The organism is Streptomyces enissocaesilis (assembly GCF_039533765.1).
Classification (GTDB): Bacteria; Actinomycetota; Actinomycetes; order Streptomycetales; family Streptomycetaceae; genus Streptomyces; species Streptomyces enissocaesilis.
Map to the genome: position 1 here is coordinate 66,715 of NZ_BAAAUD010000035.1, position 25,270 is coordinate 91,984.

20 protein-coding genes are annotated in these 25,270 nt (G+C 71.4%); 12 read left to right on the plus strand and 8 right to left on the minus strand.

The annotated features are described in order from the left end of the window. Window positions 1-188 precede the first annotated feature (188 nt). A complete protein-coding gene (locus ABD374_RS16855; RefSeq protein ID WP_344495976.1) occupies window positions 189-839 on the plus strand; it encodes an HAD family hydrolase in 651 nt (216 codons plus the stop codon). Between the two features lie 399 nt (window positions 840-1,238). Next, window positions 1,239-2,729, plus strand: coding sequence for a globin domain-containing protein (locus tag ABD374_RS16860; protein WP_344495977.1), 1,491 nt, complete (start codon window positions 1,239-1,241; stop codon window positions 2,727-2,729). A 100-nt stretch (window positions 2,730-2,829) separates the two neighbouring features. On the opposite strand, the gene ABD374_RS16865 is transcribed toward ABD374_RS16860, so the two are convergent. The 4 genes from ABD374_RS16865 to ABD374_RS16880 all read right to left on the minus strand — a co-directional run bounded on the left by ABD374_RS16865 (window position 2,830) and on the right by ABD374_RS16880 (window position 6,074). Beyond that, on the minus strand, window positions 2,830-3,345 hold the full coding sequence (locus ABD374_RS16865) for an NUDIX domain-containing protein (protein ID WP_344495979.1): 516 nt from the start codon (window positions 3,343-3,345) through the stop codon (window positions 2,830-2,832). 70 nt (window positions 3,346-3,415) lie between these two features. After that, window positions 3,416-4,312, minus strand: a complete 897-nt coding sequence (locus ABD374_RS16870; protein ID WP_344496138.1) for a LysR family transcriptional regulator — start codon at window positions 4,310-4,312, stop codon at window positions 3,416-3,418. A gap of 235 nt (window positions 4,313-4,547) precedes the next feature. Continuing rightward, on the minus strand, window positions 4,548-5,693 hold the full coding sequence (locus ABD374_RS16875; RefSeq protein WP_344495981.1) for a cystathionine gamma-lyase: 1,146 nt from the start codon (window positions 5,691-5,693) through the stop codon (window positions 4,548-4,550). Between the two features lie 3 nt (window positions 5,694-5,696). Then, window positions 5,697-6,074, minus strand: a complete 378-nt coding sequence (locus tag ABD374_RS16880; protein ID WP_344495983.1) for a phage holin family protein — start codon at window positions 6,072-6,074, stop codon at window positions 5,697-5,699. 69 nt (window positions 6,075-6,143) lie between these two features. Between ABD374_RS16880 and ABD374_RS16885 the strand changes: the two genes are divergently transcribed. From ABD374_RS16885 to ABD374_RS16900, 4 genes are all read left to right on the plus strand, one after another. Next, complete coding sequence (locus ABD374_RS16885; RefSeq protein WP_344495985.1) at window positions 6,144-6,461, plus strand: cupin domain-containing protein; 318 nt, start codon at window positions 6,144-6,146, stop codon at window positions 6,459-6,461. Window positions 6,462-6,594: 133 nt separating this feature from the next. Then, entirely contained in the window at window positions 6,595-6,792 is a 198-nt protein-coding gene (locus ABD374_RS16890; RefSeq protein ID WP_344495987.1) for a DUF5326 family protein, read from the plus strand. A 327-nt stretch (window positions 6,793-7,119) separates the two neighbouring features. Beyond that, entirely contained in the window at window positions 7,120-7,890 is a 771-nt protein-coding gene (locus ABD374_RS16895; protein WP_344495989.1) for an IclR family transcriptional regulator, read from the plus strand. Window positions 7,891-7,989: 99 nt separating this feature from the next. Further along, window positions 7,990-8,427: an SsgA family sporulation/cell division regulator gene (locus tag ABD374_RS16900; protein WP_344495991.1), complete on the plus strand. Its 438-nt coding sequence runs from the start codon at window positions 7,990-7,992 to the stop codon at window positions 8,425-8,427. A 57-nt stretch (window positions 8,428-8,484) separates the two neighbouring features. Here the strand turns inward: ABD374_RS16900 and ABD374_RS16905 are convergent, their stop codons facing one another. Further along, entirely contained in the window at window positions 8,485-9,822 is a 1,338-nt protein-coding gene (locus ABD374_RS16905) for a YibE/F family protein (protein ID WP_344495993.1), read from the minus strand. A 201-nt stretch (window positions 9,823-10,023) separates the two neighbouring features. Between ABD374_RS16905 and thiC the strand changes: the two genes are divergently transcribed. Further along, window positions 10,024-11,799 carry a phosphomethylpyrimidine synthase ThiC gene (thiC, locus tag ABD374_RS16910; protein WP_344495995.1) on the plus strand — a complete coding sequence of 592 codons (1,776 nt, stop codon included), beginning with the start codon at window positions 10,024-10,026 and terminating at the stop codon, window positions 11,797-11,799. A 316-nt stretch (window positions 11,800-12,115) separates the two neighbouring features. Here the strand turns inward: thiC and ABD374_RS16915 are convergent, their stop codons facing one another. The 3 genes from ABD374_RS16915 to ABD374_RS16925 all read right to left on the minus strand — a co-directional run bounded on the left by ABD374_RS16915 (window position 12,116) and on the right by ABD374_RS16925 (window position 15,519). Next, entirely contained in the window at window positions 12,116-12,955 is an 840-nt protein-coding gene (locus ABD374_RS16915; protein WP_344495997.1) for a hypothetical protein, read from the minus strand. Window positions 12,956-13,138: 183 nt separating this feature from the next. Further along, window positions 13,139-14,230: a metallophosphoesterase gene (locus ABD374_RS16920; protein ID WP_344495999.1), complete on the minus strand. Its 1,092-nt coding sequence runs from the start codon at window positions 14,228-14,230 to the stop codon at window positions 13,139-13,141. A 176-nt stretch (window positions 14,231-14,406) separates the two neighbouring features. Then, window positions 14,407-15,519, minus strand: coding sequence for a LacI family DNA-binding transcriptional regulator (locus tag ABD374_RS16925; RefSeq protein ID WP_344496001.1), 1,113 nt, complete (start codon window positions 15,517-15,519; stop codon window positions 14,407-14,409). A gap of 350 nt (window positions 15,520-15,869) precedes the next feature. On the opposite strand from ABD374_RS16925, the gene hisC reads away from it, so the two are divergent. The 5 genes from hisC (at window position 15,870) to ABD374_RS16950 (ending at window position 25,250) form a co-directional block, all read left to right on the plus strand. Next, window positions 15,870-16,949, plus strand: a complete 1,080-nt coding sequence (gene hisC, locus ABD374_RS16930) for a histidinol-phosphate transaminase (protein WP_344496003.1) — start codon at window positions 15,870-15,872, stop codon at window positions 16,947-16,949. A gap of 228 nt (window positions 16,950-17,177) precedes the next feature. Continuing rightward, the gene (locus ABD374_RS16935; protein ID WP_344496005.1) at window positions 17,178-18,683 is read left to right on the plus strand and encodes a cytochrome ubiquinol oxidase subunit I; all 1,506 of its coding nucleotides are present in this window, start codon (window positions 17,178-17,180) and stop codon (window positions 18,681-18,683) included. Window positions 18,684-18,703: 20 nt separating this feature from the next. Then, window positions 18,704-19,705 (plus strand): cytochrome d ubiquinol oxidase subunit II, encoded by a 1,002-nt coding sequence (gene cydB, locus ABD374_RS16940; protein ID WP_344496007.1) that lies wholly within the window; start codon window positions 18,704-18,706, stop codon window positions 19,703-19,705. A gap of 15 nt (window positions 19,706-19,720) precedes the next feature. Further along, on the plus strand, window positions 19,721-23,344 hold the full coding sequence (cydD, locus tag ABD374_RS16945) for a thiol reductant ABC exporter subunit CydD (protein WP_344496009.1): 3,624 nt from the start codon (window positions 19,721-19,723) through the stop codon (window positions 23,342-23,344). 91 nt (window positions 23,345-23,435) lie between these two features. After that, window positions 23,436-25,250: a sensor histidine kinase gene (locus tag ABD374_RS16950; RefSeq protein WP_344496011.1), complete on the plus strand. Its 1,815-nt coding sequence runs from the start codon at window positions 23,436-23,438 to the stop codon at window positions 25,248-25,250. Window positions 25,251-25,270: the final 20 nt, after the last annotated feature.

Consider the following 25,270-nt stretch of genomic DNA (forward strand, 5'->3'; position numbering starts at 1 on the left):
CACCGATCGCACGTCCACCGCTTTACGTGAAGAGGAGGCGGCGGCTCGGAGACGCCGGTCGTGGCGGGTGGGTCCCCAGGGCTGTCCGTCGGGGCGTGGGAGTGGTTTCACGTGAAACACGGTGCCGGGCGACGGGCCGGTCCGGCGCCCGAGAGAGGGGCTGACCGCGCGTACTAGCCTCGGCTTGCATGACGCGACTTCACCTCTTCGATCTCGACGGAACGCTGATGCGAGGTTCGGCGGCGGCTGTCGAGATCTCCCGTCAGCTGGGTGTGAGCGCCGAGATCGCCGAGCTGGAACGGGATTTTCTGCTGCACGGTCTGGCGCCCGACGAGTTCGCCGTACGGGCCAGAGCGCTGTGGTCGCAGCTCACTCAGGCGCAGGTGACGGCGGCCTTCGAGGGTGCGCCCTGGCTGTCGGGCATCGAGGAGGTGTGGGCGGACATCCGCTCGCGTGGTGAGTACTGCGCCGTCATCTCCCTTTCACCGGACTTCTACGTGGAGCGGCTGCTGGCCTGGGGCGCGCATGCCGCCCACGGTTCGCGCTGGCCGGCGGTGCCTTTTCTGGAGCCGGTGGAACGGGCGGGGATCCTGAACGCGTCTGCGAAGGTGAGGATCGCAGACCGGCTCTGTGAAGAATTCGGCCTGGGGCGGCGTGACTGCGTTGCCTACGGGGATTCGATGTCGGACGCGGAGATCTTCGCGGCGGTTCCGCTTTCCGTGGCCGTCAACGCGGACCACCATGTTTCGGATCTTGCTGTGCTCGCCTACCGGGGTGGCGACCTGCGAGAGGCGTACGCGCTGGTAACCAATGAGGTCCTGCCGGTAATTCCGGAATGACCGCGGGGAAAGCGTGAATTAGGGGGTAGGAGCAGCGGGGGCAGGGGACTTGTGTGGCGGGCTACCGCCGGTAGGGTCGACTCCGGTCGGCTCCCGGTGCCTTGGTGTCATCAGGCATGGGACGAAGCAGCCTAACCGGAAAACGGGCTCGGATGCCCGGACTTCCTCGTCTTTGTCCGATGCGAGAGCGATGCCTGCGATGCTGAGACAACAAGAACTGCGGTCAATGTCACAGTTTTGTCCGGCTCACCCCAAATGGAGGCAGCGGCGTGATTAATGTGTCCTGTCGACATCGGCAGAACTGAGGTACCGACCAGCAGCAGAGCGGGGAATTGCGAGCACGTTCCGGTTCCGGAAGTGCAGAGACCGACCGAGAGATGTTCGAGGCGAGGCACATTCATGGACGCTCCGACCACCACGTCGGCCGACAGCGGCACCTCCAGTGAGGACGGCGGCTGGTTCAAGCCGCGCAAGAAGCCGGAGGCGGGGCTTCGGCAGCCGCCCGGCCAGGACTCCGAGACCGGCCAGGACCGGATACCGGGCCCCAGCCGCCCGGTGTCCGCGATACGCCCGGTGGGCACCGGCGCGTCGCGCCCCCGGCCCGGCCATGTCTCCGCACCGGCCCCTGCCGCCACGCGCGCCCCGGCCCCCGACGTCCCGCCCGCGGCGTCGGCAGCCCCTGCGGCGCCGGCGGTCTCCGAAGTGCCGGAAGCGCCGACGGTCCCCGAAGCGCCCACCGCGGCCCCTGCGCCCTCCGCACCCGCGGCGCCCGCCGCCCCCGTCTCTCCCGACGCGGCCCTCGTCCGCCGCACCCTCGCCGACATCGGCCCCGACGCCGGCAAGGTCACCTCGTACTTCTACGCGTTGCTCTTCACCCGTCACCCCGACCTGCGCGCGCTCTTCCCCGCCGCCATGGACACCCAGCGCGACCGCCTGCTCAAGGCGCTGCTCACCGCCGCCGAGCACATCGACAACAAGCCCGTGCTCACCGAGTACCTCAGCAACCTGGGACGCGGCCACCGCAAGTACGGCACCCAGGCCGCGCACTACCCGGCGGTCGGTGAGGCCCTCCTCGGCGCGCTGGCCCGTTACGCGACGACCACCTGGGACGAGGAGACCGAGGCCGCGTGGATCCGTGCGTACACCGCGATCTCCCAGATCATGATCGACGCGGCCGCGGAGAACGAGCTCCGGGCGCCCGCCTGGTGGCAGGCCGAAGTCGTCTCGCATGATCTGCGCACCCCCGACATAGCGGTCATCACCCTGCGCCCCGACCAGCCCTACCCGTTCCTGGCCGGCCAGTACACGAGCCTGGAGACCCCCTGGTGGCCGCGGATCTGGCGGCACTACTCCTTCGCCGCCGCCCCCCGCCCCGACGGCCTGCTGTCCTTCCACGTCAAGGCGGTCCCGGCCGGCTGGGTCTCCAACGCCCTGGTCCACCGCGCCCGCCCCGGCGACACCGTGCGCCTCGGCCCCCCGGCCGGTTCGATGACCGTCGACCACACCACCGACAACGGTCTGCTCTGCCTCGGCGGAGGCACCGGCATCGCGCCCATCAAGGCGCTCGTCGAGGACGTGGCCGAGCACGGCGCGCGCCGTCCCGTCGACGTCTTCTACGGTGCGCGCAGCGACGACGACCTGTACGACATCGACACCATGCTGCGTCTCCAGCAGTCGCACCCGTGGCTGTCCGTGCGCCCGGTGGTCGACGGCAGGACGCAGTTCCCGGACGCGGTGATGGAACACGGCCCGTGGAACTCCTACGACGCGTACCTCTCCGGTCCGCCCGGCATGATCCGCAGCGGCATCGATGCCCTCAGGAACCTCGGGATCCCGGGCGACCGCATCCGTCACGACTCCCTCGAAGAGCTGGTGGCGGCGGGCGACTGACCTGGCCCCGGGCCCCCTGGCCCCGGGCCCCCTGGCCCCGGGCCCCCTGGCCCCGGGCCCCCTGGCCCCGGGCCCGTCAGGCTTTCGAGCCCCGGGCCCGTCACCCCAGGTCGTGGGCGTGCATCGCCCGTACGCCCTCGATGTTGCCGTCCAGGTAGTGCCGCAGCGACAGCGGCACGAGGTGCACCGCCGCGATCCCGACCCGGCTGAAGGGCACCCGCACGATCTCGTACTCTCCGTGCGGTTCGTCGACTTCGGGCCCGTGTCTGCGCGCGGGGTCCATGGACTCCAGCCGGCAGACGAAGAAGTGCTGCACTTTCACGCCCGTCACCCCGCCGTCCGCGATGTGCTCGACGGTGTCGACGAAGCAGGGCACCACGTCGGAGACCTTCGCGCCGAGCTCCTCGTCGACCTCGCGGTGCAGGGCGTCGACGACGGTGGCGTCCTCCGGTTCGACGCCGCCGCCCGGCGTGAGCCAGTACGGGTCGACGCCGGGCTTGGTGCGCTTGATGAGGATCAGGTCGTCGCCGTCGAGCAGGATGGCGCGTGCGGTGCGCTTGACCACGGGCCTCGGCGGCGCGGGGGTGGTTCCCTCGGGAAAAGAGGTGCCGGTCATGGCAGTACAGTGGCCCGCTCCGCCCGTTCTGAAACGCACGCACCGCTGTTGTCCGCCGGGTACGGCCGGCTCAGCACCAGTCGGTGGCGGCGCGCAGCAGCCACTCGTGCGCCCGCGCGATGTGCGCAAGGGTGAGCGTGCCGGTGCGTACGGCCAGGAAGTAGGTTCGCAGCGGCGGCACCGGCGGGTCGAAGAGCGCCACCACTTCTCCCCGCTCCAGTGCCTCCTCGCACAGGTACCTCGGCAGTACGGCGAGCCCGGCGCCCGCGGCCGTGGCGTGCAGCACCGCCCGCAGGTCGGGCGCTATGACGGTGCCGGCCGCGGCCGGCCGGGTGTCGAAGACGGTGGTCCAGTAGCGGGTGACCAGCGGCAGCGACTCGTGGACCTCCACCACCGGGAGCTGCTCCAGTACCTGTGGCCCCTTGCGGCGCAGCAGTCCGGGACCGATCCTTCCGGCCCAGCGCGGAGCGGCCACCAGGACGTGTTCCTCGTCGCAGAGCGGGCTTCCGGTGAGGAGGGTGCCGCGCGGCCGGTCCGTCGAGACGGCCAGGTCGTGGTGTCCGGCGGCGAGGCCCTCCAGGGTCTCCTGGGCGTTGCCGAAGGAGATGCGCAGCGCGAGGCCCTGCGCGATGAGCGGGGAGAGCGCGGGCAGGACGCGTACGGATGTGAACTCCGGCGGCCCCGCGAGGTGCAGGGTCCGTACGCCGGAGTCCTCGTCGAGTCCCGCCTCGGTGATCTCGACGAGCGCGTCCAGATGCGGCGCCGCCCGGTGCGCCAGCTCGTCGCCGACGGTCGTGGGGGTGACGCCGCGGGCCTGGCGCAGGAACAGCGGGCGCCCCAACTGGCGCTCCAGGGTGCGTATCTGACTGGTCACCGCGGGCTGCGACAGTCCGAGGAGGGCGGCGGCGCGGGTGAAGGAACCGGCCCGGTGCACCGTGACGAACGTGCGGAGCAGAGCCAGGTCCACGGCGTGCCCTCCCGTCCCGGCGAAGTCGCCGACGGTCACAACTATAAATATGTCGATAGGTCCCTGTCGCTACAGTGATTGGACACTGACGCAGAGTCAACTAGCCTTGCTTGCGCGGTTCTTCATCCAGGGAACCGGGACGGTCCGAGTCATGAGGGGGGAGACTCGGACCGTCCGCCGTACGCGGAGGACGCGTCGGGACACGTCGGGACGCACCAGGGGGTGTCCGGACGCGTCAGGGGGTGGCCGCGTCGAGCGCGCGCAGTACGTCCGCCACCAGGTCCTCGGGGTCTTCGGCCCCGACGGAGAAGCGGATGAAACCCTCCGGTACGGCGTCACCGCCCCACCGCGCGCGCCGCTCGGCGGTGGACCGCACCCCGCCGAAGCTGGTCGCGTCCTCGGCCAGCCGCAGCCCGTCCAGGAAGCGCTCCGCGTACCCGCGGTCGGGCAGGGTGAAGGACACGACGGAGCCGAAGCGGCGCATCTGGCGCGAGGCGAGGGGGTACGACGGGTCGCCGGGCAGCCCGGGGTGGCGCAGGCCGCTCACGGCCGGGTGCTCGCGCAGCGCCTCGGCGAGGGCCAGCGCGTTCGCGCCCTGCTTGTCGGCGCGCAGCTGGAGGGTGGCCAGGGACCGGTGCGCCAGCCAGGCCTCCATCGGCCCGGGGATCGCCCCGACGACCTTGCGCCAGCGCCTTACCCGCGCCGCGAGTTCCGCGTCGCGGCAGGTCACGTAGCCGAGCAGGACATCGCCGTGGCCGGTGAGGCCCTTAGTGCCGCTGGCCACGGAGAAGTCCGCGCCGAGCTCCAGGGGGCGCTGGCCGAGCGGGGTGGCGAGGGTGTTGTCGACGGCGACCAGCGCCCCGGCGGCGTGCGCCGCGTCCGCGAGCCTGCGGATGTCGCACACGTCGAGCCCCGGGTTGGACGGTGTCTCGATCCACAGCAGCCGGGCCCCGCCGAGTACGCCGAGCTGCGCGTCGCCACCGGTCGGCGCGGTGCGCACCCGTACGTCGTACGCCTCCAGCTGTTCGCGTACGAGCGCGAGCGCCTGGTAGCCGTCGGAGGGCAGGACCACCGTGTCGCCGGCCCGCGCCTGCGAGAGGAGGACCGCGGAGACGGCGGCCATGCCGGAGGCGAAGACGACCGTCTCGACGCCTGTCTCCTCCGGTGCCTCCAGCTCGCCGATGGCCCGTTCCAGGTGTGTCCAGGTGGGGTTCTCGTCGCGTCCGTAGGTGTACGGTCCGGTCGGCTCGCCGGGCAGGTGGTAGTGCGCGGCGAAGACCGGTCCCGGGAGGGTCGGTTCGTACGCGACGGGGTCGGGCAGTCCGGCCCGTACCGCCCGGGTGCCGTCGCCGGTGCCGGTGCCGCTGTTCGTGATGCTCATGGCTCAGTCCTTGTCGGGCAGGATGACGTTCATCGCCCACGAGGCGATGCTGATGACGAGGGCGCCGAGGACGGCCGTCCAGAACCCCTCGACGTGGAAGCCGAGATCGAACGTGTCGGCCAGCCAGGAGGTCAGCAGCAGCATCAGCGCGTTGACCACCAGCGTGACCAGTCCGAGCGTGAGGATGAAGAGCGGCAGCGTCAGCAGCTTCACGAGGGGCTTGACGAGGAAGTTCACCAGGCCGAAGAGGAGCGCGACGACGATCAGCGTCAGCGCCTTGCCGCCGGTGCTGTCGCCGGTCAGCGTGATGTCCTGGAAGAGCCAGATGGCTACCGCCAGGGCCGCCGCGTTGGCGATCGTCTTGACTACGAAATTCATCATGTGTCTGATCGTGGCAGACATGATCGGCGCCGGGCACCGGCGTCCGACGGGCCGAGGGGCGGACGGACGATGAAGGCATTCCGGCTGGACGAACTGGAGGCGGAGCGCGCCGCCAACGAGGGCGCGTATCTGCAGTTCCTGAGGGAAAGGAACATGTCGGTCGGGCTGTACGCCCTGGACGCGGGCGAGAGCGACCCGCAGCAGCCGCACGGTGAGGACGAGGTCTACTTCGTCGTCAGCGGGCGTGCGTCGATCACCGTCGGCATGGAGACGACACAGGTGGGGCGGGGCAGCGTGGTGTACGTACCGGCCGGGGTGCCGCACAAGTTCCACCACATCAGCGAGGACCTGCGGGTGATGGTCGTCTTCTCCCCGCCCGAGAGCTGACCCGGACGTCGGGGTTCCCTAGGGGGACGGTCAGGGGTCTTCAAGGGCTCCGCGGTCTCCGTGGGCCCCCCTTTCGCCCCTAGCATCGAGGTCAGGAAGAAGGCTTCGAGGGAGAAGAGGCAAGACGATGGCCGTGCGGGAGATATTCGCGGGGACGCCGTGGTGGGTGAAGTGGGTCGCGGTGCCCGTCATCGCTCTGGCGGTGTTCGGCGGCGTCCTCCTGAGCGCGATCGGTCTGCTGATCGGTCTCCTCTTCAAGGTGCTGGTCTTCGTCGCCCTGGTCGGCGGCCTGATCTACGCCGTACGGAAGTTCATGGCGTCGTCCTCGTAGCCGGGCGGTGCGACCGGTGGACCGGACGCGCCCCGGACGCGCCCCGGACGCCCCGTACGTACGCCTCCCGGGCGCCCCGCGTACGTCGTTCGGGCGCCCTCCGCAGGGCCGTTAGCCCACTCGGGGGACCCGGGCGGCAAACATCCCGCGCGCCCGGGGCGGCCGGTTAGGGTAACGATTCTCCGCCGCCCCTGGGACGCATGGCCCGGCAACCGGCGCCGGCCGAGGGCGATCCCCACCCCCATCGGCCCAGGCCCGCGGCGAGCCCGCGGGGGCGGCCCCCGCAGGCGGGCGCGCAGCCCGCCACCATGCCTGGGGGTGAGTCCTGTGGCCACGGCACACACCGCCGCTGCCCCGACCCTGATCGGTTCGGTGCAGCGCGCCCTTCGTCTGCTGGAGGCGGCGGGCGCCCATGCCGACGGGGCCCCGGCCAAGCAGCTCGCCAGGGAGGCCGGCCTTCCCCTGCCGACCGCCTATCACCTGCTGCGTACCCTGGCGCACGAGGGCTATCTGCGCCGCCAGCAGGGAGTGTTCGTCCTCGGCGAGGCGGTCGGGCGGCTGACGGGTTCGAGCGCGCGGCAGGATCGCCGCGGGATGATCACGGACTCGCTGGAGTACTGGCGGGACGCGATCGGCGTGGCCGTCTACTTCGCCCTCTACCGCGAAGGCGAGATCGAACTCGTCGCGGTCGCGGAGGGCCCGTCGTCACCCGCCGTGGAGGAGTGGGCCGACTTCCGTGCCACCTGCCACGCCCACGCGCTGGGCCAGTGTCTGCTGAGCCAGCTCGACGAGAGGTCCCGCCGGGACCACCTGGCCCGTCATCCGGTCGAGCCGCTCACGCCGCATTCGGTACGCGACCGGGAGGCCCTGCTGGACCGCCTGGCAGCGACGGAACGGATGCGTCCGGTCGTGGAACGCCAGGAGTACGCGGTCGGATCCGTCTGCGCGGCCATTCCGATCACCGTCGGTTCCACTGCCGCGACGATGGCCATTTCCCTCCCCGCCGACCAGGAGGAGCGGTTGCTCCCCGCGATCACCGAACTGCGCAGCGCGGTCGAGGCGTTACTCGGCTCGTTCACATTCTCTATCAGTATCTGAAATATCACTCCTTGTGATCTGTTACTCCTTCGAGCACCATGGCGTCAAGAGGGCCAGGGGGACGATTCCTGGCCAGTCTCACTAGTGCGGGGTTTGAGCATGCGCGAGTCGGTCCAGGCAGACGTCATGATGAGCTTCCTTGTCTCGGAGGAGCTCTCCTTCCGCATCCCGGTGGAGCTCCGGTACGCGACCAGGGATCCGTACGCGGTGCGGATGACGTTCCACCTGCCCGGCGATGCCCCCGTCACCTGGGCGTTCGGCCGGGAGCTGCTTCTCGACGGTCTCAACATGCCGTGCGGCGAAGGCGATGTGCACATCGAGCCGGCCGGCCCGGACGGGCTCATGGACGTGCACATCCGGCTTCAGGTCGCCGGGGACCGCGCGCTGTTCCGGGCGAGCGCGGCCCCGCTGGTGGCGTTCCTCGACCGTACGGACCGGTTGGTGCCCCTGGGGCAGGAGTGCACCCGCGGGGACTTCGACGGGGACCTGGAGGACGCGCTCGACCGGATCCTCGCCGAGGAGCAGAGCGCCGGCTGAAGGCGCCGGTTGAAGGCGTCGGCCGGAGGTTCCGGCTGGAGGTTGCCCGGTGCCGCTTCAGCGCTTGCGGCGCCGGCCCTTGCCGCCTCCGCCGCCCCGTACGGGAAGAGCCGCGGCGGCCCCGCCGGACGCCGGCCGGTCGGCCGAGACGACCAGCGCCGCGAGCGCGGTGGTCACCGGCACCGACGCGACCAGACCGATCGAGCCGACCAGTGTCCGTACGATCTCCTCCGCGACCAGCTCGCTGTTGGCGACCGTACCGACACTGCTCTGCGCGATCGAGAAGAGCAGCAGCAGGGGCAGCGCGGCGCCCGCGTACGCCAGGACGAGCGTGTTGACGACGGACGCGATGTGGTCGCGGCCGATGCGGATGCCGGCCCGGTACAGCGCGCGCGGGCCCATCGACGGGTCCGCCTGGTGGAGTTCCCAGACCGCCGAGGTCTGGGTGACCGTCACGTCGTCGAGCACGCCGAGCGAACCGATGATGACGCCGGCCAGCAGCAGGCCGCTCATGTCGATGTCCGGGTAGAGGCCGTGGATGAGCCCGGTGTTGTCGTCCGTGTTGCCGCTCAGGAACGCCCACCCGATGAAGAGCGAGCCGAGCAGGCCGATCAGCAGCAGTGAGACGAGCGTGCCGACGACGGCGACGGACGTACGGGCCGTCAGGCCGTGGCAGGCGTAGAGCGCGATGAGCATGATGGCGCTCGCCCCGACCACCGCGACGATCAGCGGGTTCGAGCCCTGGAGGATCGCGGGCAGGATGAACAGGGTCAGGATCGCGAAGGACACGGCGAGCGCGATCAGTGCCATCAGGCCCTTCATCCGGCCGACGGCGATCACCGCGAGCGCGAAGATCCCGGCCAGCAGGGCCATCGGAATCCCGCGGTCCACATCAGTCACCGAGTACTGGAGGTCGCGGGGCGCGTCGGGCGCGTACGCCACCACCACGCCCTGGTCCTCGTCCAGCTGTCTCGGCGCGTCGGGCTGGACGATCTCGGTGAAGGTGCGGCCCTTGTCCTTGCCGGACGTGACCTCGATCGTCGCCTTCTCGCAGGTGCCCTGCTGGGCCTGCTGGGCCTCGCGGCCGGACGGTGTGGACGTGTCGCCGGTGGGGGGCACCTGGGCGGCGTTCACGTCCTTGCAGTCGACCTGCTGCACGTCCGTCACCCTGCCCGACACGGTCTGCCGGTCGAAACCGACACCCGTGCGCTCGTGCTCGGGCGCGCCACCCGGCCAGAGCACGACGAGGCCGACGAAAACGGCCGTGGCGAAGGGGATCAGCACGGCCGCGATGACCTTGCGCAGGTGCTGGGAGACGGGCGCGGCGGGCCCGTGGCTGTGGGCGTGGCCGTGGGCGTGGGCGTGGTTCTCGGGCGTTGGCTGGGGGGACGTCACCGACCGATCATCGCAAGAACGGAGGGGGCCCTCTGGTCAGCGCGCCAGAGATGACGCTAGCGTGGGGGCACCTTTGCACACGCGGGAGCTCGGAGCACCGGGCTGAGAGGGCGCTGACCGCCGTACGGACCTCCGTACGGAAGCCGCTGCGTCGACCGCCGAACCTGTTACCGGGTAATGCCGGCGTAGGGAGTAGGTCTCATGACCACAGCGGATGCACACACGCCTGCCACCAGCCAGGACGGCCGCAAGCCGGGCTGGCACAAGGGATACGTCACGGGCCCCGAGGGCTCGCGCACGGATCTCCGCGTGCCGGTTCGTCAGGTGCACCTCACCAACGGGAAGGACGTGACGCTGTACGACACGTCCGGCCCGTACACCGACCCGGCCGTCGAGACGGACGTCCGCCGGGGTCTCGCGCCGCTGCGCGAGAACTGGATCATCGGCCGCGGCGACACCGAGGAGTACGCGGGCCGTCCGGTCCGCCCCGAGGACGACGGGATCAAGCACACCTCTCCGCGCGGGGGCCTCAGGAACCTCGACGCGGTCTTCCCGGGCCGTCCGCGCCAGCCGCGCCGGGGCCGTGACGGCCAGGCCGTCACGCAGCTCGCGTACGCCCGGCGCGGGGACATCACGCCCGAGATGGAGTTCGTGGCGATCCGCGAGAACGTGGCGCCCGAGGTCGTGCGGGAGGAGATCGCGGCGGGCCGCGCGGTGCTGCCGGCGAACGTCAACCACCCGGAGATCGAGCCGATGATCATCGGCAAGCGGTTCCTGGTGAAGGTCAACGCCAACATCGGCAACTCGGCGGTCACCTCCTCCATCGAGGAGGAGGTGGACAAGATGACCTGGGCGACCAAGTGGGGCGCCGACACGGTCATGGACCTGTCCACCGGCCGCAACATCCACACCACCCGCGAGTGGGTGCTGCGCAACTCCCCCGTCCCGATCGGCACCGTGCCCCTCTACCAGGCCCTCGAAAAGGTCGACGGCCGCGCGGAGGAGCTGACCTGGGAGATCTACAAGGACACGGTCATCGAGCAGGCCGAGCAGGGCGTCGACTACATGACGGTCCACGCCGGCGTGCGCCTGCCGTACGTCCCGCTGACGGCCCGTCGCAAGACCGGCATCGTCTCGCGCGGCGGTTCGATCATGGCCGCGTGGTGCCTGGCGCACCACAAGGAGTCGTTCCTGTACGAGAACTTCGAGGAGCTCTGCGACATCCTCGCGGCGTACGACGTGACGTACTCGCTCGGCGACGGCCTGCGGCCCGGTTCGATCGCGGACGCCAACGACGAGGCGCAGTTCGCCGAGTTGCGGACCCTCGGGGAACTCAACACGATCGCCAAGCGCCACCACGTGCAGACGATGATCGAGGGCCCGGGGCACGTCCCGATGCACAAGATCAAGGAGAACATCGACCTCCAGCAGGAGATCTGCGAGGAGGCGCCGTTCTACACGCTCGGCCCGCTGACCACGGACGTGGCCCCGGCGTACGACCACATCACGTCCGGCATCGGCGCGGCGATGATCGCGTGGTGGGGCACGGCGATGCTCTGCTACGTCACGCCCAAGGAGCACCTGGGCCTGCCCAACCGCGACGACGTGAAGACCGGCGTCATCACGTACAAGATCGCGGCCCATGCGGCGGACCTCGCCAAGGGGCACCCGGGGGCGCAGGAGTGGGACGACGCGCTGTCGGACGCCCGCTTCGAGTTCCGCTGGGAGGACCAGTTCAACCTGGCGCTGGACCCGGACACGGCGCGCTCGTTCCACGACGAGACGCTGCCCGCCGAGCCGGCGAAGACCGCGCACTTCTGTTCCATGTGCGGGCCGAAGTTCTGCTCGATGAAGATCAGCCAGGACATCCGGCGTGAGCACGGCGGCACGCAGGACGAGATCGAGGCGGGCATGGCGGAGAAGTCCAAGGAGTTCGCCGCCGCCGGCAACCGGGTGTACCTGCCGATCGCCGACTGAGCGCCCGGCGGGCCCCTGTCGGGGGCGGGGCCCGTCGGCCGGGCGGTGACAGAACGGGCAGGACCACCTCAAGACCCCGACCTGCGAGGGCCTCCGGGCGCGCAGGAGCAGGGGCGTCGCCGACCGGTGGGAACACCGGACGACGGAGTTCGTTCCCTTCCGCCCGGCGGACGTGTCCAGGTACCTCCTGCGGGCGGACCGGATGCACCGGTGGGCCCCGCCGGCCCCGGCGCTGTTCCACCTGGCGCTGATCCCCGCCCACGGCCGCGCGTCGGTGGAGCGCGCGGCGGCGCAGGCGGTGCCCCGGCTGCAGGGGTCACTCGGGTGTGTGGTCCGGGCCGCCGAAGTCGGGGCTGGAGAAGTCCGGGCTGGAGAAGCTCGGGCGCGGCCCCGGCGTGGTGCCGCCGTCCGGGCCCGGACTGCTGTAGTCGGGCCGTGAGTACCCCAGGCCGGGCATACGGCCGGCGGGCCGGTGCGGCGCCGGGCCGGGCGGGTCCGGCGGGTCCGTGCCCGGCCCGGCCAGGGCCTCGCGCAGGAACGGCAGGACGCCCCGCTCCAGCAGGGCGTGGCGCCATGCTTCCCTGGCCCGGGCGACCTCCTCCGGCAGCTCGTTCCCCCGGTCCGCGAAGAACGCCGTCGAGCCGTTGCGCAGAGCCGCCAGCAGCAGCCCGGCCGCGGCGACCAGGATGCCCGCCGCCGTGAGCGCCCCGAAGAGCCAGCCCACCGTCAGCAGGGTCCGGGCGAAGGCGGGTTCGGGCGTGAGCAGCGTGAGCAGGGAGCCGACGATCAGGAAGACGGCCGCGGCGGTTCCCGCGAGCAGCGGCGTCAGGACGGCGGCGACGGCGACGGCGCCCGCGCCCGTCGTCTCGGCGCCCTCCCCCAGGGGGAGGGCGCGGCCGGCGCGGCCGGCCGCCGCGGGAGGTGTGCGTACTCCCTGGCGGACCTTGACGTAGTGGTCGTACTCGGCGGCCGCGGCGGCGGCGATGAGCGCGCTGGCGTCCATCGCCATGGTGCGCAGCTGTGCGGTGGTGAGCCGCTGCCCGGCAGCGGCCGGATCCGGACGGTGACGAGCGGTGCGCAGTGCCTCGTCGAGGACGCCTTCGAATTCCGGGCGGTCCTCGGCCAGCAGGTGCGGAGCGCTGCTGTTCATGTGCATCCCCCGATGCTCCGTAGGGCCGTACAGCCCGCTCCGGGCGGGCGGTTGGGCGGAAACGGAGGAGAGCCTGCTACGGATAAGCCGATGGTAGAGCGCTCATGGCAGGGGGTGACAGGGGGTTTCCGGAAATAGGGACCAGTGGTAAGTGCGGCGTGGATATGGCCGCGTCCTCCCCGGCCCGGGTCAGCCGTGCAGGGGGAGCCGGACCACCAGCAGCTTTCCGGCCATGGTCACGCCGCCGTCCATGGCGATGGCGAGCCCGTCGGCGTACACGTGAGGCCCTTCGACGACCGGCCCCGCGTTCTCGCCGCCGTTGTCCGCGCTCTCGTTGCCCACCTCTCCCAGCAGGTAGGGGATGGGGCTGTGACCGTGGACGATGCGTTCGCCGCCGTACGCGCCGAGCAGCTCGCGCACCGCCTGGGCGCCGCCCTCGTCACGGAAGGCGAAGCGCTTGGTGAACTTGCGGAAGACGTCCCAGCACTCGTCGGCGTCGTTGCGCGTGAGGATGTCGTGGACGGTGTCGTTCACGTCCTCGATGGTGTGGCCGTAGTCGAGGTAGGCCGTCGTGTCGGAGTGCGTCAGCAGGTGCGCGTCCTCCAGTGCCACCGCGTCGAGGCGGGACATCCACTGGAGGTGTACGTCCTGGAGGCGGTCCATGTCGGACTTCTGGCCGCCGTTGAGCAGCCAGGCGGCCTGGAAGGTAGCCGTTCCCGCACCGGAGTTGACGGGGGTGTCGCCGAACCGTTTGGCGCCGATGAGCAGCAGCTCGTGGTTGCCCATCAGGGCCTTGCAGTAGCCGCCTGCGGCCGCGGCCTCGGCGGACAGCCGCATCACGAGGTCGATGACGCCGATGCCGTCGGGCCCGCGGTCGGTGAAGTCGCCGAGGAACCAGAGCCGGGCGTTGCCGGCGGCCCAGCGGCCCTCGGCGTCGACGAGTCCCTGCTCCGCGAGGGCGGCGAGCAGTTCGGTGAGGTAGCCGTGCACGTCGCCCACGACGAAGAGCGGCCCGAGCCCTTCGCCGGCGGCGGGCCGCGGCTCGGGTCCGGTCTGCGCGGTCATCCGGACCGTGTCGCCCGGGCCGCCGCGGCTGATCACCGGCAGGTCGCGCTGCGTGGGGGTGTACCCCTCCGGCTCCTCGTCGGGGGCGTAGGCGCTCCCGACGGCGTGCGGGTGCGGCGCGTGCGCGGGAATGGGGGGCTGTGCGTACGGCGGTACGCGGAAGTCCCGCAATGTAGCCGTCCGCACTGCGGGTCCCTGACCGGCCCCCTGTGTCATCGACCCCTCCACCACCGTCGCGCGCCGCCGTACACCTTCCGGCCCCACCTGGTCGTGGTGGGTCCGCGGTGTCGTGCGCCCATCATAGGAATGCGGCTCGTCCTCTGTGACGCACCAGGGGTGGTGAATCCGGATGCGCACGTGGTTCTCTGCTGGTTTCGCCCGAATTGGGGAGTTCAGTCCCCGGAAGGTGAGCGCGGTGGGCTCACCTTGGTGCGGGGCGGCCGGCGCTGCGAGGAGGTCCGGACGATGAGTTCGGTCGGTATGACCTGCTCGACGGGACCGTCGGGGTTGACGCCCTCGATGGCGTCGATGAGGAGCTGGACGACGGCCGTGCCGATCCTGCGCGGCTTCAGCGAGAGCGTGGTGACGGGCGGTTCGGTGGCGGCGTACACGGTGGATTCGCTGCAGCAGACGAGCAGCAGGTCCTCGGGGACGCGCAGTCCGTAGCGGCGGGCGGCGGCGAGCAGGTCGGTGCCGTTGGGGTCGAAGAGGCCGTAGACGGCGTCGGGCCGGTCCGGGCGGGCCAGCAGCCGGTCGGCGGCGACGGCGCCCGCGCACGGGTCGTGGGCCGGGTAGGACTCGTACACCGGGTCCTGGCCGACGCGCTCGCACCAGCACAGGTACGCGTCGGTGGACAGGCGGGTGTAGGTGTCGGTGGTGTTGCCGGTGAGCAGTCCGATGCGGCGGGCTCCGGCGTCGGCGAGGTGGTCGAGCAGGCCGAGGACGGCTGCTTCGTGGTCGTTGTCGACCCAGGCGGTCACGGGCAGGGTGCCGGCGGGCCGGCCGTCGGAGACGACGGGAAGGCCCTGGCGTACGAGCTCGGTGACGACCGCGTCCTGGTCGGACGGGTCGATGACGACGGTGCCGTCGAGGGCGACGTTCGACCAGACGTCGTGCCGGGAGGTGGCGGGGAGGATGACGAGGGCGTATCCGCGGGCGAGCGCGGCGGACGTGGCGGCTCTGGCCATCTCGGCGAAGTAGGGGAACTCCGTGAAGGTGAAAGGTTCATCCCCGTAGGTGGTCACGGTCAGGCCGATGAGGCCCGACTTGCCGGTACGGAGGGTGCGGGCCGCCGCGGAGGGGCGGTAGCCCAGTCTCTCGGCGACCTCGCGGACATGGCTGCGGGTGGCGTCCGGGAGCCGGCCCTTGCCGTTGAGCGCGTCCGAGACCGTCGTGATGGAGACACCGGCTGCGGCGGCGACGTCCCGAATGCCCGCTCGTCCCGACCGGGTGCTCCGCCGGTGGGTTTCCGTCCGGCTCACCTGATGCTTCCCTGCTGCTGTCATGGCGAGCCGATAGTAGGGCTCGGGCAGGTGGTTAGGGCGGGTGCATATGCAGGCGTTGACAGGTACGTTTCTGCAAGGCTCCGTCCCGTTAATAACCTTGGATTACAAGGGAGTTGGCGAGAAACGCGAACCATTGGCACGTGTCGATCGGCACGTGCCTGCCCAGTGGCCCATGTCTCGAAGAGGTCTCAACTCACCTTCACGAGGGACGCGCGCCACGGAGTGGGCCAGGGGCGCGCGCCAGGGCGGCGAGCGCTCCCCCCTGTTCTGTGCGCCTGCCATTCGCAGGAGGCCGCAATCCTCATAAGGTGAGCAGCATTGGCGGTACGTACGGTCGAGGAGGACCCGAAGTGAGCGAGACGAACCCCAAGCTGCGCGCGGTGCTGGACGGCATCCCCACTTACAAGCCGGGGAAGCCTGCCGCCGCCGGGGGACCGGTGGCGTACAAGCTGTCCTCCAACGAGAACCCGTATCCGCCGCTGCCCGGTGTGCTGGACGACGTGATCGCCGCGGCCGGGAGCCTCAACCGCTACCCGGACATGGCCTGCACCGGCCTGATGAACGAACTGGCGAACCGGTTCGGGGTGCCCGTGTCGCACCTGGCGACCGGCACCGGGTCGGTCGGGGTCGCGCAGTCGCTGCTCCAGGCGACCTCGGGCCCCGGCGACGAGGTGATCTACGCCTGGCGGTCCTTCGAGGCGTACCCGATCATCACGCGGATCAGCGGCGCCACGGCGGTGGAGGTGCCGCTGACCGACGGTGACGTGCACGACCTGGACGCCATGGCCGACGCGGTCACCGGGCGGACCCGGCTGATCTTCGTCTGCAACCCGAACAACCCGACCGGCACGGCGGTGCGCGGGGCCGAGCTGGAGCGGTTCCTGGACCGGGTGCCCTCGGACGTGCTGGTGGTGCTGGACGAGGCGTACCGGGAGTTCGTCCGGGACGAGGAGGTGCCCGACGGCATCGAGCTCTACCGCGACCGCCCCAACGTGGCGGTGCTGCGCACCTTCTCCAAGGCGTACGGGCTGGCCGGACTGCGGGTCGGCTTCGCCGTCGCGCACGAGCCGGTGGCGGCCGCGCTGCGCAAGACGGCGGTGCCCTTCGGTGTGAGCCAGCTGGCGCAGGACGCGGCGGTCGCCTCGCTGCGGGCCGAGGACGAGCTGCTCGGGCGGGTCGGCTCGCTGGTCTGCGAGCGCACGCGGGTGTACGAGGCGCTGGTCAAGCAGGGCTGGACCGTGCCGGACACACAGGCGAACTTCGTCTGGCTGCGACTGGGGGAGCGTACGGCCGACTTCGCGGCGGCCTGCGAGAAGGCCGGCGTCGTCGTCAGGCCCTTCGCGGGCGAGGGGCTGCGGATCACGATCGGCGAGGCGGAGGCCAACGACATCCTGCTGCACACCGCGGAGGCGTTCCGCAGGGAGCTGTAAGTCACACGCTCCGCCCCGTCCGAGGGCCTTGCCTTGGTTGTTGTGGCTGAATCGCCCTTTACTCCTTGCTTTCCTGTGCCCTCGTGTGCCTTTTCGGAGGTGTTCGGGGGCACAGTTGTACCCCCCGGCTGGATGCCGCGCAGTGCGTGTGCGCCATACTGTTGCTTGTGAATGTGAACGCGTTCACAAGCTCCACAAGCTCCGAGGCGATACGAAGGAGAAGGCGACGTGGACCTAGCTCTGGCGCCGGAGACTCTCGCGCGATGGCAGTTCGGCATCACCACCGTCTACCACTTCCTTTTTGTCCCCCTGACGATCTCGCTGGCCGCGCTCACCGCGGGGCTGGAGACGGCCTGGGTGCGTACGCAGAAGGAGAAGTACCTCAGGGCCACGAAGTTCTGGGGCAAGCTCTTCCTGATCAACATCGCGATGGGTGTCGTCACCGGCATCGTCCAGGAGTTCCAGTTCGGCATGAACTGGTCCGACTACTCGCGCTTCGTCGGTGACGTCTTCGGGGCGCCGCTGGCCTTCGAGGCGCTGATCGCCTTCTTCTTCGAGTCCACCTTCATCGGACTGTGGATCTTCGGCTGGGACAAGCTGCCCAAGAAGCTCCACGCGGCCTGCATGTGGATGGTCTCGATCGGCACCCTGCTGTCGGCGTACTTCATCCTGGCGGCCAACTCCTGGATGCAGCACCCCGTCGGCTATCGGATCAACGAGGAGAAGGGCCGCGCCGAGCTCACCGACTTCTGGCTGGTCCTGACCCAGAACACCGCCCTCAACCAGGTCTTCCACAGCTTCTCGGCGGCCTTCCTGACGGGTGGCGCCTTCATGGTGGGCATCGCCGCCTTCCACCTGATGCGCAAGAAGCACGTCCCGGTGATGCGGACGTCGCTGCGGCTCGGCCTGGTCACCCTGACGGTCGGCGGTCTGCTCACCGCGGTCAGCGGCGACACCCTCGGCAAGGTCATGTACGAGCAGCAGCCGATGAAGATGGCCGCCGCCGAGGCGCTGTGGGACGGCGAGAGCCCGGCGCCCTTCTCCGTCTTCGCGTACGGGGACGTCGACAAGGGGCACAACAAGGTCGCCCTGGAGATACCCGGCCTGCTGTCCTTCCTGGCCCACAGCGACTTCGAGTCCTACGTGCCCGGCATCAACGACACCAATGAGGCCCTGCAGGAGAAGTTCGGCCCCGGTGACTACAAGCCCATCGTCCCCGTCGCCTACTGGGGCTTCCGCTGGATGATCGGCTTCGGCATGGCGTCCTTCTCCCTCGGACTGCTGGGGCTGTGGCTCACGCGGAAGAAGTTCCTGCTGCCGGCCGCCCTGCTGACCGGGGAGGAGGAGGTGCCGCACCTGGTGCTGCTGAGGCAGCCGCTCGGGCCGAGGCTCACCCGGCTGTACTGGCTCCTGGCCCTGTGGACGATGGCGTTCCCGCTGATCGCCAACTCGTGGGGCTGGATCTTCACCGAGATGGGGCGGCAGCCCTGGGTCGTCTACGGCGTGATGCAGACCCGCGACGCGGTCTCCCCCGGTGTGTCCCAGGCGGAGATCATCACCTCGATGGTCGCCTTCACCCTGCTGTACGCCGTCCTGGCCGTCATCGAGGTCAAGCTGCTCGTCAAGTACGTCAAGGCCGGACCGCCCGAGCTCAGCACGGCCGACCTGAACCCGCCCACGAAGATCGGCGGCGACGTGCGTGACGCCGACAAGCCGATGGCCTTCTCGTACTAGGCCGAGGGAGCTGCACAGTCATGGAACTGCACGACGTCTGGTTCGTCCTGATCGCCGTCCTGTGGACCGGCTACTTCTTCCTGGAGGGCTTCGACTTCGGGATCGGCGTTCTCACCAAGCTGCTGGCCCGCGACCGGACCGAGAAGCGGGTACTGATCAACACGATCGGCCCCGTCTGGGACGGCAACGAGGTGTGGCTGCTGAGCGCGGGCGGCGCGACCTTCGCCGCCTTTCCCGAGTGGTACGCCACGCTCTTCTCCGGGTTCTACCTGCCGCTGCTGCTGATCCTGCTCTGCCTGATCGTGCGCGGCGTCGCGTTCGAGTACCGGGTCAAGCGCAGCGAGGAGCGCTGGCAGGCCAACTGGGAGCACGCGATCTTCTGGACCTCGTTGCTGCCCGCGTTCCTGTGGGGCGTCGCCTTCGGCAACATCGTGCGCGGCGTGAAGATCGACGCCGAGATGGAGTACGTCGGCACCCTGGGCGACCTGCTCAACCCGTACGCGCTGCTGGGCGGGCTCGTCACGCTGAGCCTCTTCACCTTCCATGGCGCGGTCTTCGCGGGGCTCAAGACGCTCGGTGACATCCGGGAGCGGGCGCGCAAGCTCGCGCTCGGGCTCGGGGCCGTCACCGGGGTGCTGGCGCTCGCCTTCCTGGGCTGGACGCAGGCGGACGACGGCGGCGCGGCGAGCCTGGTCGCGATGGCCGTGGCGGTGCTGGCCCTGGTCGCGGCGGTCGGGTTCACGGCGGCGGGGCGCGAAGGCTGGGCGTTCGGGCTCTCGGGGGTGACCGTCGTGGCCGCGGTCGCGATGCTGTTCCTGACGCTGTTCCCGAACGTCATGCCTTCCTCGCTGAACGACGCGTGGAGCCTCACGGTCACCAACGCCTCGTCCACGCCGTACACCTTGAAGATCATGACCTGGTGCGCCGGGATCGCGATGCCGGTGGTGCTGCTGTACCAGGGCTGGACGTACTGGGTGTTCCGTAAGCGGATCGGCACGCAGCACATCGCCGATGCGCACTAGTGGGAGATGTTTCACGTGAAACCGATCGACCCGCGTCTGCTCCGGTACGCCCGCGCCACGCGCCTCTTCCTGGGAGCCGTGGTGGTCCTCGGCCTTGCCGGGGCGGGCCTGGTCATCGCCCAGGCGATGCTCGTCGCCGAGGTGGTGGTGGGCGCGTTCCAGCGGGGGCTCGACGGCCCGGAGCTGCGTACACCGCTGATGCTTCTGGCGGCGGTCGCGGTGGGACGGGCCCTGGTGGCGTGGCTGACGGAACTCGCCGCGCACCGGGCGAGCGCGGCGGTCAAGTCCGAGCTGCGGGGGCGGCTGCTGGAGCGGGCCGTCGCGCTGGGGCCCGGCTGGCTGACGGGAGACGGGGTCTCCCCTGCTCGAGCGGAGCCGAGAGCCCGGGGAAGGGCGGGGTCGCTGGCGGCGCTGGCGACGCGGGGCGTCGACGCGCTGGACGACTACTTCTCGCGGTACCTGCCGCAGCTCGGGCTCGCGGTCGTCGTACCCGTGGCGGTGCTCGCGCGGATCGTCACCGAGGACTGGATCTCGGCGGCGGTGATCGTGGTGACGCTGCCGCTCATTCCGCTCTTCATGATCCTGATCGGGTGGGCCACCCAGGCGCGGACGGACCGGCAGTGGCGGCTGCTCTCGCGGCTGTCCGGGCACTTCCTGGACGTGGTGGCCGGGCTGCCGACGCTCAAGGTCTTCGGGCGGGCGAAGGCGCAGGCCGAGTCGATCCGGTCGATCACGGCCGAGTACCGGCAGGCCACCATGCGGACGCTGCGTATCGCCTTCCTGTCGTCGTTCGCACTGGAGCTGCTGGCGACGCTGTCGGTGGCGCTGGTCGCGGTGGGCATCGGTATGCGGCTGGTGCACGGGGACCTGGATCTGTACACGGGTCTGGTGATCCTGGTGCTGGCGCCCGAGGCGTACCTGCCGCTGCGGCAGGTGGGGGCGCAGTACCACGCGGCGGCGGAGGGGCTGGCCGCCGCGGAGGAGATCTTCGAGGTTCTGGAGACGCAGCCGCGAGGGCCGGCGGGTGACGCGGACGCTCCCGCGGGGCCGCTGCGGGTCGAGGGGGTGACGGTCCGGCACGCGGGGCGGACCGAGGCGTCGCTGGACTCGGCGTCGCTGGTCGTGGGGGAGGGCGAGACGGTCGCCGTCGTCGGGCCGAGCGGGGTCGGCAAGAGCACGCTGCTGAACGTGCTGCTGGGGTTTGCCCCGGTGGACGAGGGGCGTGTGGTCGTCGGCGAAGGGCCGGGCGCGGTGGACCTGGCGGACGTGTCGATGGAGCGGTGGCGCGAGCGGATCGCGTGGGTGCCGCAGCGGCCGCACCTCTTCGCGGGAACGGTCGCCGAGAACGTACGGCTGGCGCGGCCGGAGGCGGACGACGCGGCGGTGGAGACGGCGTTGCGGGACGCGGGGGCGTACGACTTCGTGGCCGCGCTCCCCCAGGGCGCCGAGACGCGGCTCGGGGAGGACGGCGCCGGTCTCTCGGCCGGACAGTGCCAACGGCTCGCCCTCGCCCGGGCGTTCCTCGCGGACCGGCCGCTGCTGCTGCTCGACGAGCCGACGGCGAACCTGGACGGCGAGACGGAAGCGGGGATCGTCGAGGCGGTACGGAGGCTGGCGGCGGGGCGGACCGTGGTGCTGGTCGTGCACCGGCCGGCGCTGCTGGCCGTGGCGGACCGGGTGGTGGAACTGACCCGGCCGTGCGAGGCGGACGCGGGTGTGCGGGACGCGCTTTCCCTCGGGGCGGAAGGGTCTCTGGCCCTCCCGCCCGTCGGCGGGGCGACGGCGGGTGCTCCGGTGGGGCCGGTGGCTTCCGTGGCGTCGGTGGAGCCGGTGGTGTCGGTGGAGCCGGTGGGTGTGGGTGGTGGCCCCGTGGCGGCAGCGGGCGCGGCCGGTTCCGGTGGGCGTGGGGTGCTGGGGAGGGTCCGGGAAGCCGCCGGGGAGCTGCGGGGGCGGCTGGGGCTCGCGCTGGGGCTCGGAAGCCTCGCGCTCGGATCGGCCGTCGGGCTCATGGCCGTGTCCGGGTGGCTGATCTCGCGCGCTTCCGAGCAGCCCCCGGTGCTCTATCTGATGATGGCGGTCACCGCGACCCGGGCCTTCGGCATCGGGCGGGCCGTCTTCCGTTACGCCGAGCGGCTCGTGTCGCACGACGCCGTGCTGCGGATGCTCGCCGAGATGCGCGTCGCCGTGTACCGGCGGCTGGAGCGGATCGCACCCGCCGGGCTGCGCGAGACCCGGCGCGGTGATCTGCTGTCCAGGCTGGTCGCGGACGTGGACGCGCTCCAGGACTACTGGCTGCGGTGGCTGCTGCCCGTCGGGACGGCGGTCGTCGTGAGCGCGGGGGCTGTCGGGTTCACCGCGTGGCTGCTGCCCGAGGCCGGTGCGGTGCTGGCCGCCGGGCTGCTCGTCGCCGGGGTGGGCGTGCCGTGGCTGAGCGGGGCGTGTGCCCGGCGGGCCGAACGGCAGTTGGCGCCCGCGCGCGGAGCGCTGGCGACGCGCGTCGTCGACCTGCTCGGCGCAGCGGCCGAGCTGACCGTCGCGGGCGCGCTGAAGCGGCGTGTCCAGGGCGTCCGGGAAGCGGACGGGGCACTGACGCGGATCGCCTCGCGGAGTGCGACCGCCACCGCCCTCGGCGGCGGGCTCTCCTCGCTGGCCTGCGGGCTGACCGTCGTGTTCGCCGCGCTCACCGGGGTGCAGGCGGTACAGGAGGGGCGGCTGTCGGGGGTGACGCTGGCGGTGGTCGTGCTGACTCCGCTGGCCGCCTTCGAGGCCGTCACCGGACTTCCGCTCGCCGTGCAGTACCGCCGGCGCGTCAAGCACAGTGCGGAGCGCGTGTACGAGGTGCTGGACGCGCCGGTGCCGGTGCACGAGCCGCACACCCCCGCCGTCCGGCCCGCGTCGCCGTTCCCGCTGGAGGTGCGCGGGCTGAGCGCCCGGTACGCCGGGCAGGAGCGGGACGCGCTGTCCGGCCTCGACCTCACGCTGGAAGCGGGCAGGCGCATCGCCGTGGTCGGCGCTTCCGGCGCGGGGAAGACGACGCTCGCGCAGGTGCTGCTGCGCTTCCTGGACGCGCGGGCGGGGACGTACACGCTCGGCGGGACGGACGCCGCCGAGCTGGACGGCGACGACGTGCGCGGGCTCGTCGGCCTGTGCGCGCAGGACGCGCACATCTTCGACAGCTCGGTACGCGAGAACCTCAGGCTGGCCCGGACCGACGCGACCGAGGAGCAGCTGAGGGGCGCCCTCGCTGCCGCCCGGCTGCTGACCTGGGTGGACGGCCTGCCCGACGGCCTCGACACGATGACCGGCGAACACGGCGCCCGCCTCTCGGGCGGCCAGCGCCAGCGTCTCGCGCTGGCCCGCGCCCTCCTCGCCGACTTCCCCGTACTCGTGCTCGACGAGCCCGCCGAGCACCTCGACCTGGCGACGGCGGACGCGCTGACGGTCGACCTGCTCAGGGCCACCGAGGGGCGTACGACGCTGATCATCACGCACCGGCTCCGGGGACTGGAGGCCGTGGACGAGGTGATCGTGCTGGACGACGGGCGCGTCGTGCAGCGGGGTGGGTACGCGGCGCTGGTGGAGGCCGAGGGGCCGCTGCGGCGGATGCTGGAGCGTGAACGGGAGGCCGAACCGGTCTGACCGGTCGACCGGTCGTATCGGCCTGACCGGATGAACCGCTGTACACCCGGCTTTTCGCCCGAAACGGTACTTCCTTACTAGGCTCGGGGGCATGCCAGTGCACGACGTGCCGGAACCGGAAGACCACCGCGAAGCCGCCGCGAAGGCGACCCGCGGCCTGCTGGGCCTCTCCACCGAACTCACCGCGCGCGTGCCCCAGCTGCTGGAGGCCATGCGGTCCGTCGGTACGGGGCTCGAACTGCACTCCACCCTCGACCGGATCTGCGAGACCGCCGCGGAACTCGCCGACGCCCGGTACGCGGCGATCGGCGTCGTCGACCAGGAGCGCGACGGGCTGTCCGACTTCGTGACGTACGGCGTGACCCAGGCGCAGGCCCAGCGGATCGGGCGGCTGCCGGACGGTCACCAGGGGCTGCTGGGCGCCCTGGTCCAGCACCCCGAACCGGTGCTGCTCGGCGACCTGACGACCGACCCGCGCTTCGCCGGATTTCCGGCGCACCACCCGGTGATGCGGACCTTCCTGGGCGTCCCCATCCGCGTACAGGGCGAGATCTTCGGCAACCTCTACCTCGCCGGGAAGCACGGCGGAGCCGAGTTCGACGACTACGACCTGCACATGGTCCGGGTGCTGGCCACGGAGGCCGGGATCGCCATCGGCAACGCCCGGCTGTACGAGGCGGCCCGGCAGCGCGAGCGCTGGATCGACGGGTCCGTCGCCGTCACCACCGCGCTCCTGTCGGGCGGCGACGCCGACGACGCGCTCACCGTCGTCGCGGAACAGGCCCGCCACCTCGCCGACTCGGCCGCCGCGATGGTGCTGCTGCCCGCCGAGGAGGGCGGCCTGGAGATCGTCGCGGTCTCGGCCGACGAACCGTCCGAGTCGCTCGGCGTGGTTCTCCCGCCGGAGAGCCCGGTCGTCGCGCGGCTTCTCGACGGCGAGGCGGTGTTCATCGGCGCCCCGGCCGGTGACTCGGCCGGCGGCCCGGCGGGTGACCTGACCGGTGGTCCGGCCGGTGACCCCCTCATGATCACGAGGATGGCGCAGCGGTACGGACCGTGCATGCTGCTGCCGCTGCGCAGCGGCAGCCGGGTGCTGGGCGCCCTCGCCACCCCGCGCGCGCGGGGCGGGAAGCCGTTCACGGAGTCGGAGCGGACGCTGGCCACGCAGTTCGCCTCGCAGGCCGCGCTCGCGCTGATGATGGCGGAGACGCAGCGGGACCGGGAGCGGCTCGCGGTGTACGAGGACCGCGACCGGATCGCCCGCGATCTGCACGACCTGGTCGTCCAGCGGCTGTTCGCCACGGGACTGATGCTGGAGAGCGCGCAGCGCAGGTCCGTCGTGCCCGAGGTGCGGGCCGGGGTGGGCAAGGCGGTGGACGAGCTGGACGTGACCATCCAGGAGATCCGTACGGCCATCTTCGCGCTCCAGCAGGGTCCGGCCGAGGCGCCCGTGGGGCTGCGCACGCGCGTACTGCGGGAGATCAATATGGCGGCCGTGCCGCTGGGCTTCAGGCCCGCGCACCGCTTCGTCGGCCCGGTCGACGCGCTGGTCGGCGAGCTCACCGGCAAGAATCTCGTCGCGGCGCTGCGCGAGGCGCTGTCCAACGTCTTCCGGCACGCGCGGGCGTCCCGTGTCGAAGTCGTCGTCGACGCCACCGCCGAGCTGGCGGACGGCAGCCGGGGGGTGCGGCTCTCGGTCGCGGACGACGGTGTCGGCATCCCGGAGGGCGGCCGGCGCAGCGGACTGCGCAACCTCAAGCGGCGCGCCGAGTCCCTGGGCGGTACGAGCCGGTGCGGGTCGGGGCTCCGGGAGGGCGGCGGGGGCACGACGGTGGTGTGGGAAGCACCGCTGCAGCGCCCCCGCAGCGCCCCGGGTACGCCGGATGGCGGGACGACACCCCGGTGACGTGGCCCTGGTACCCGCGA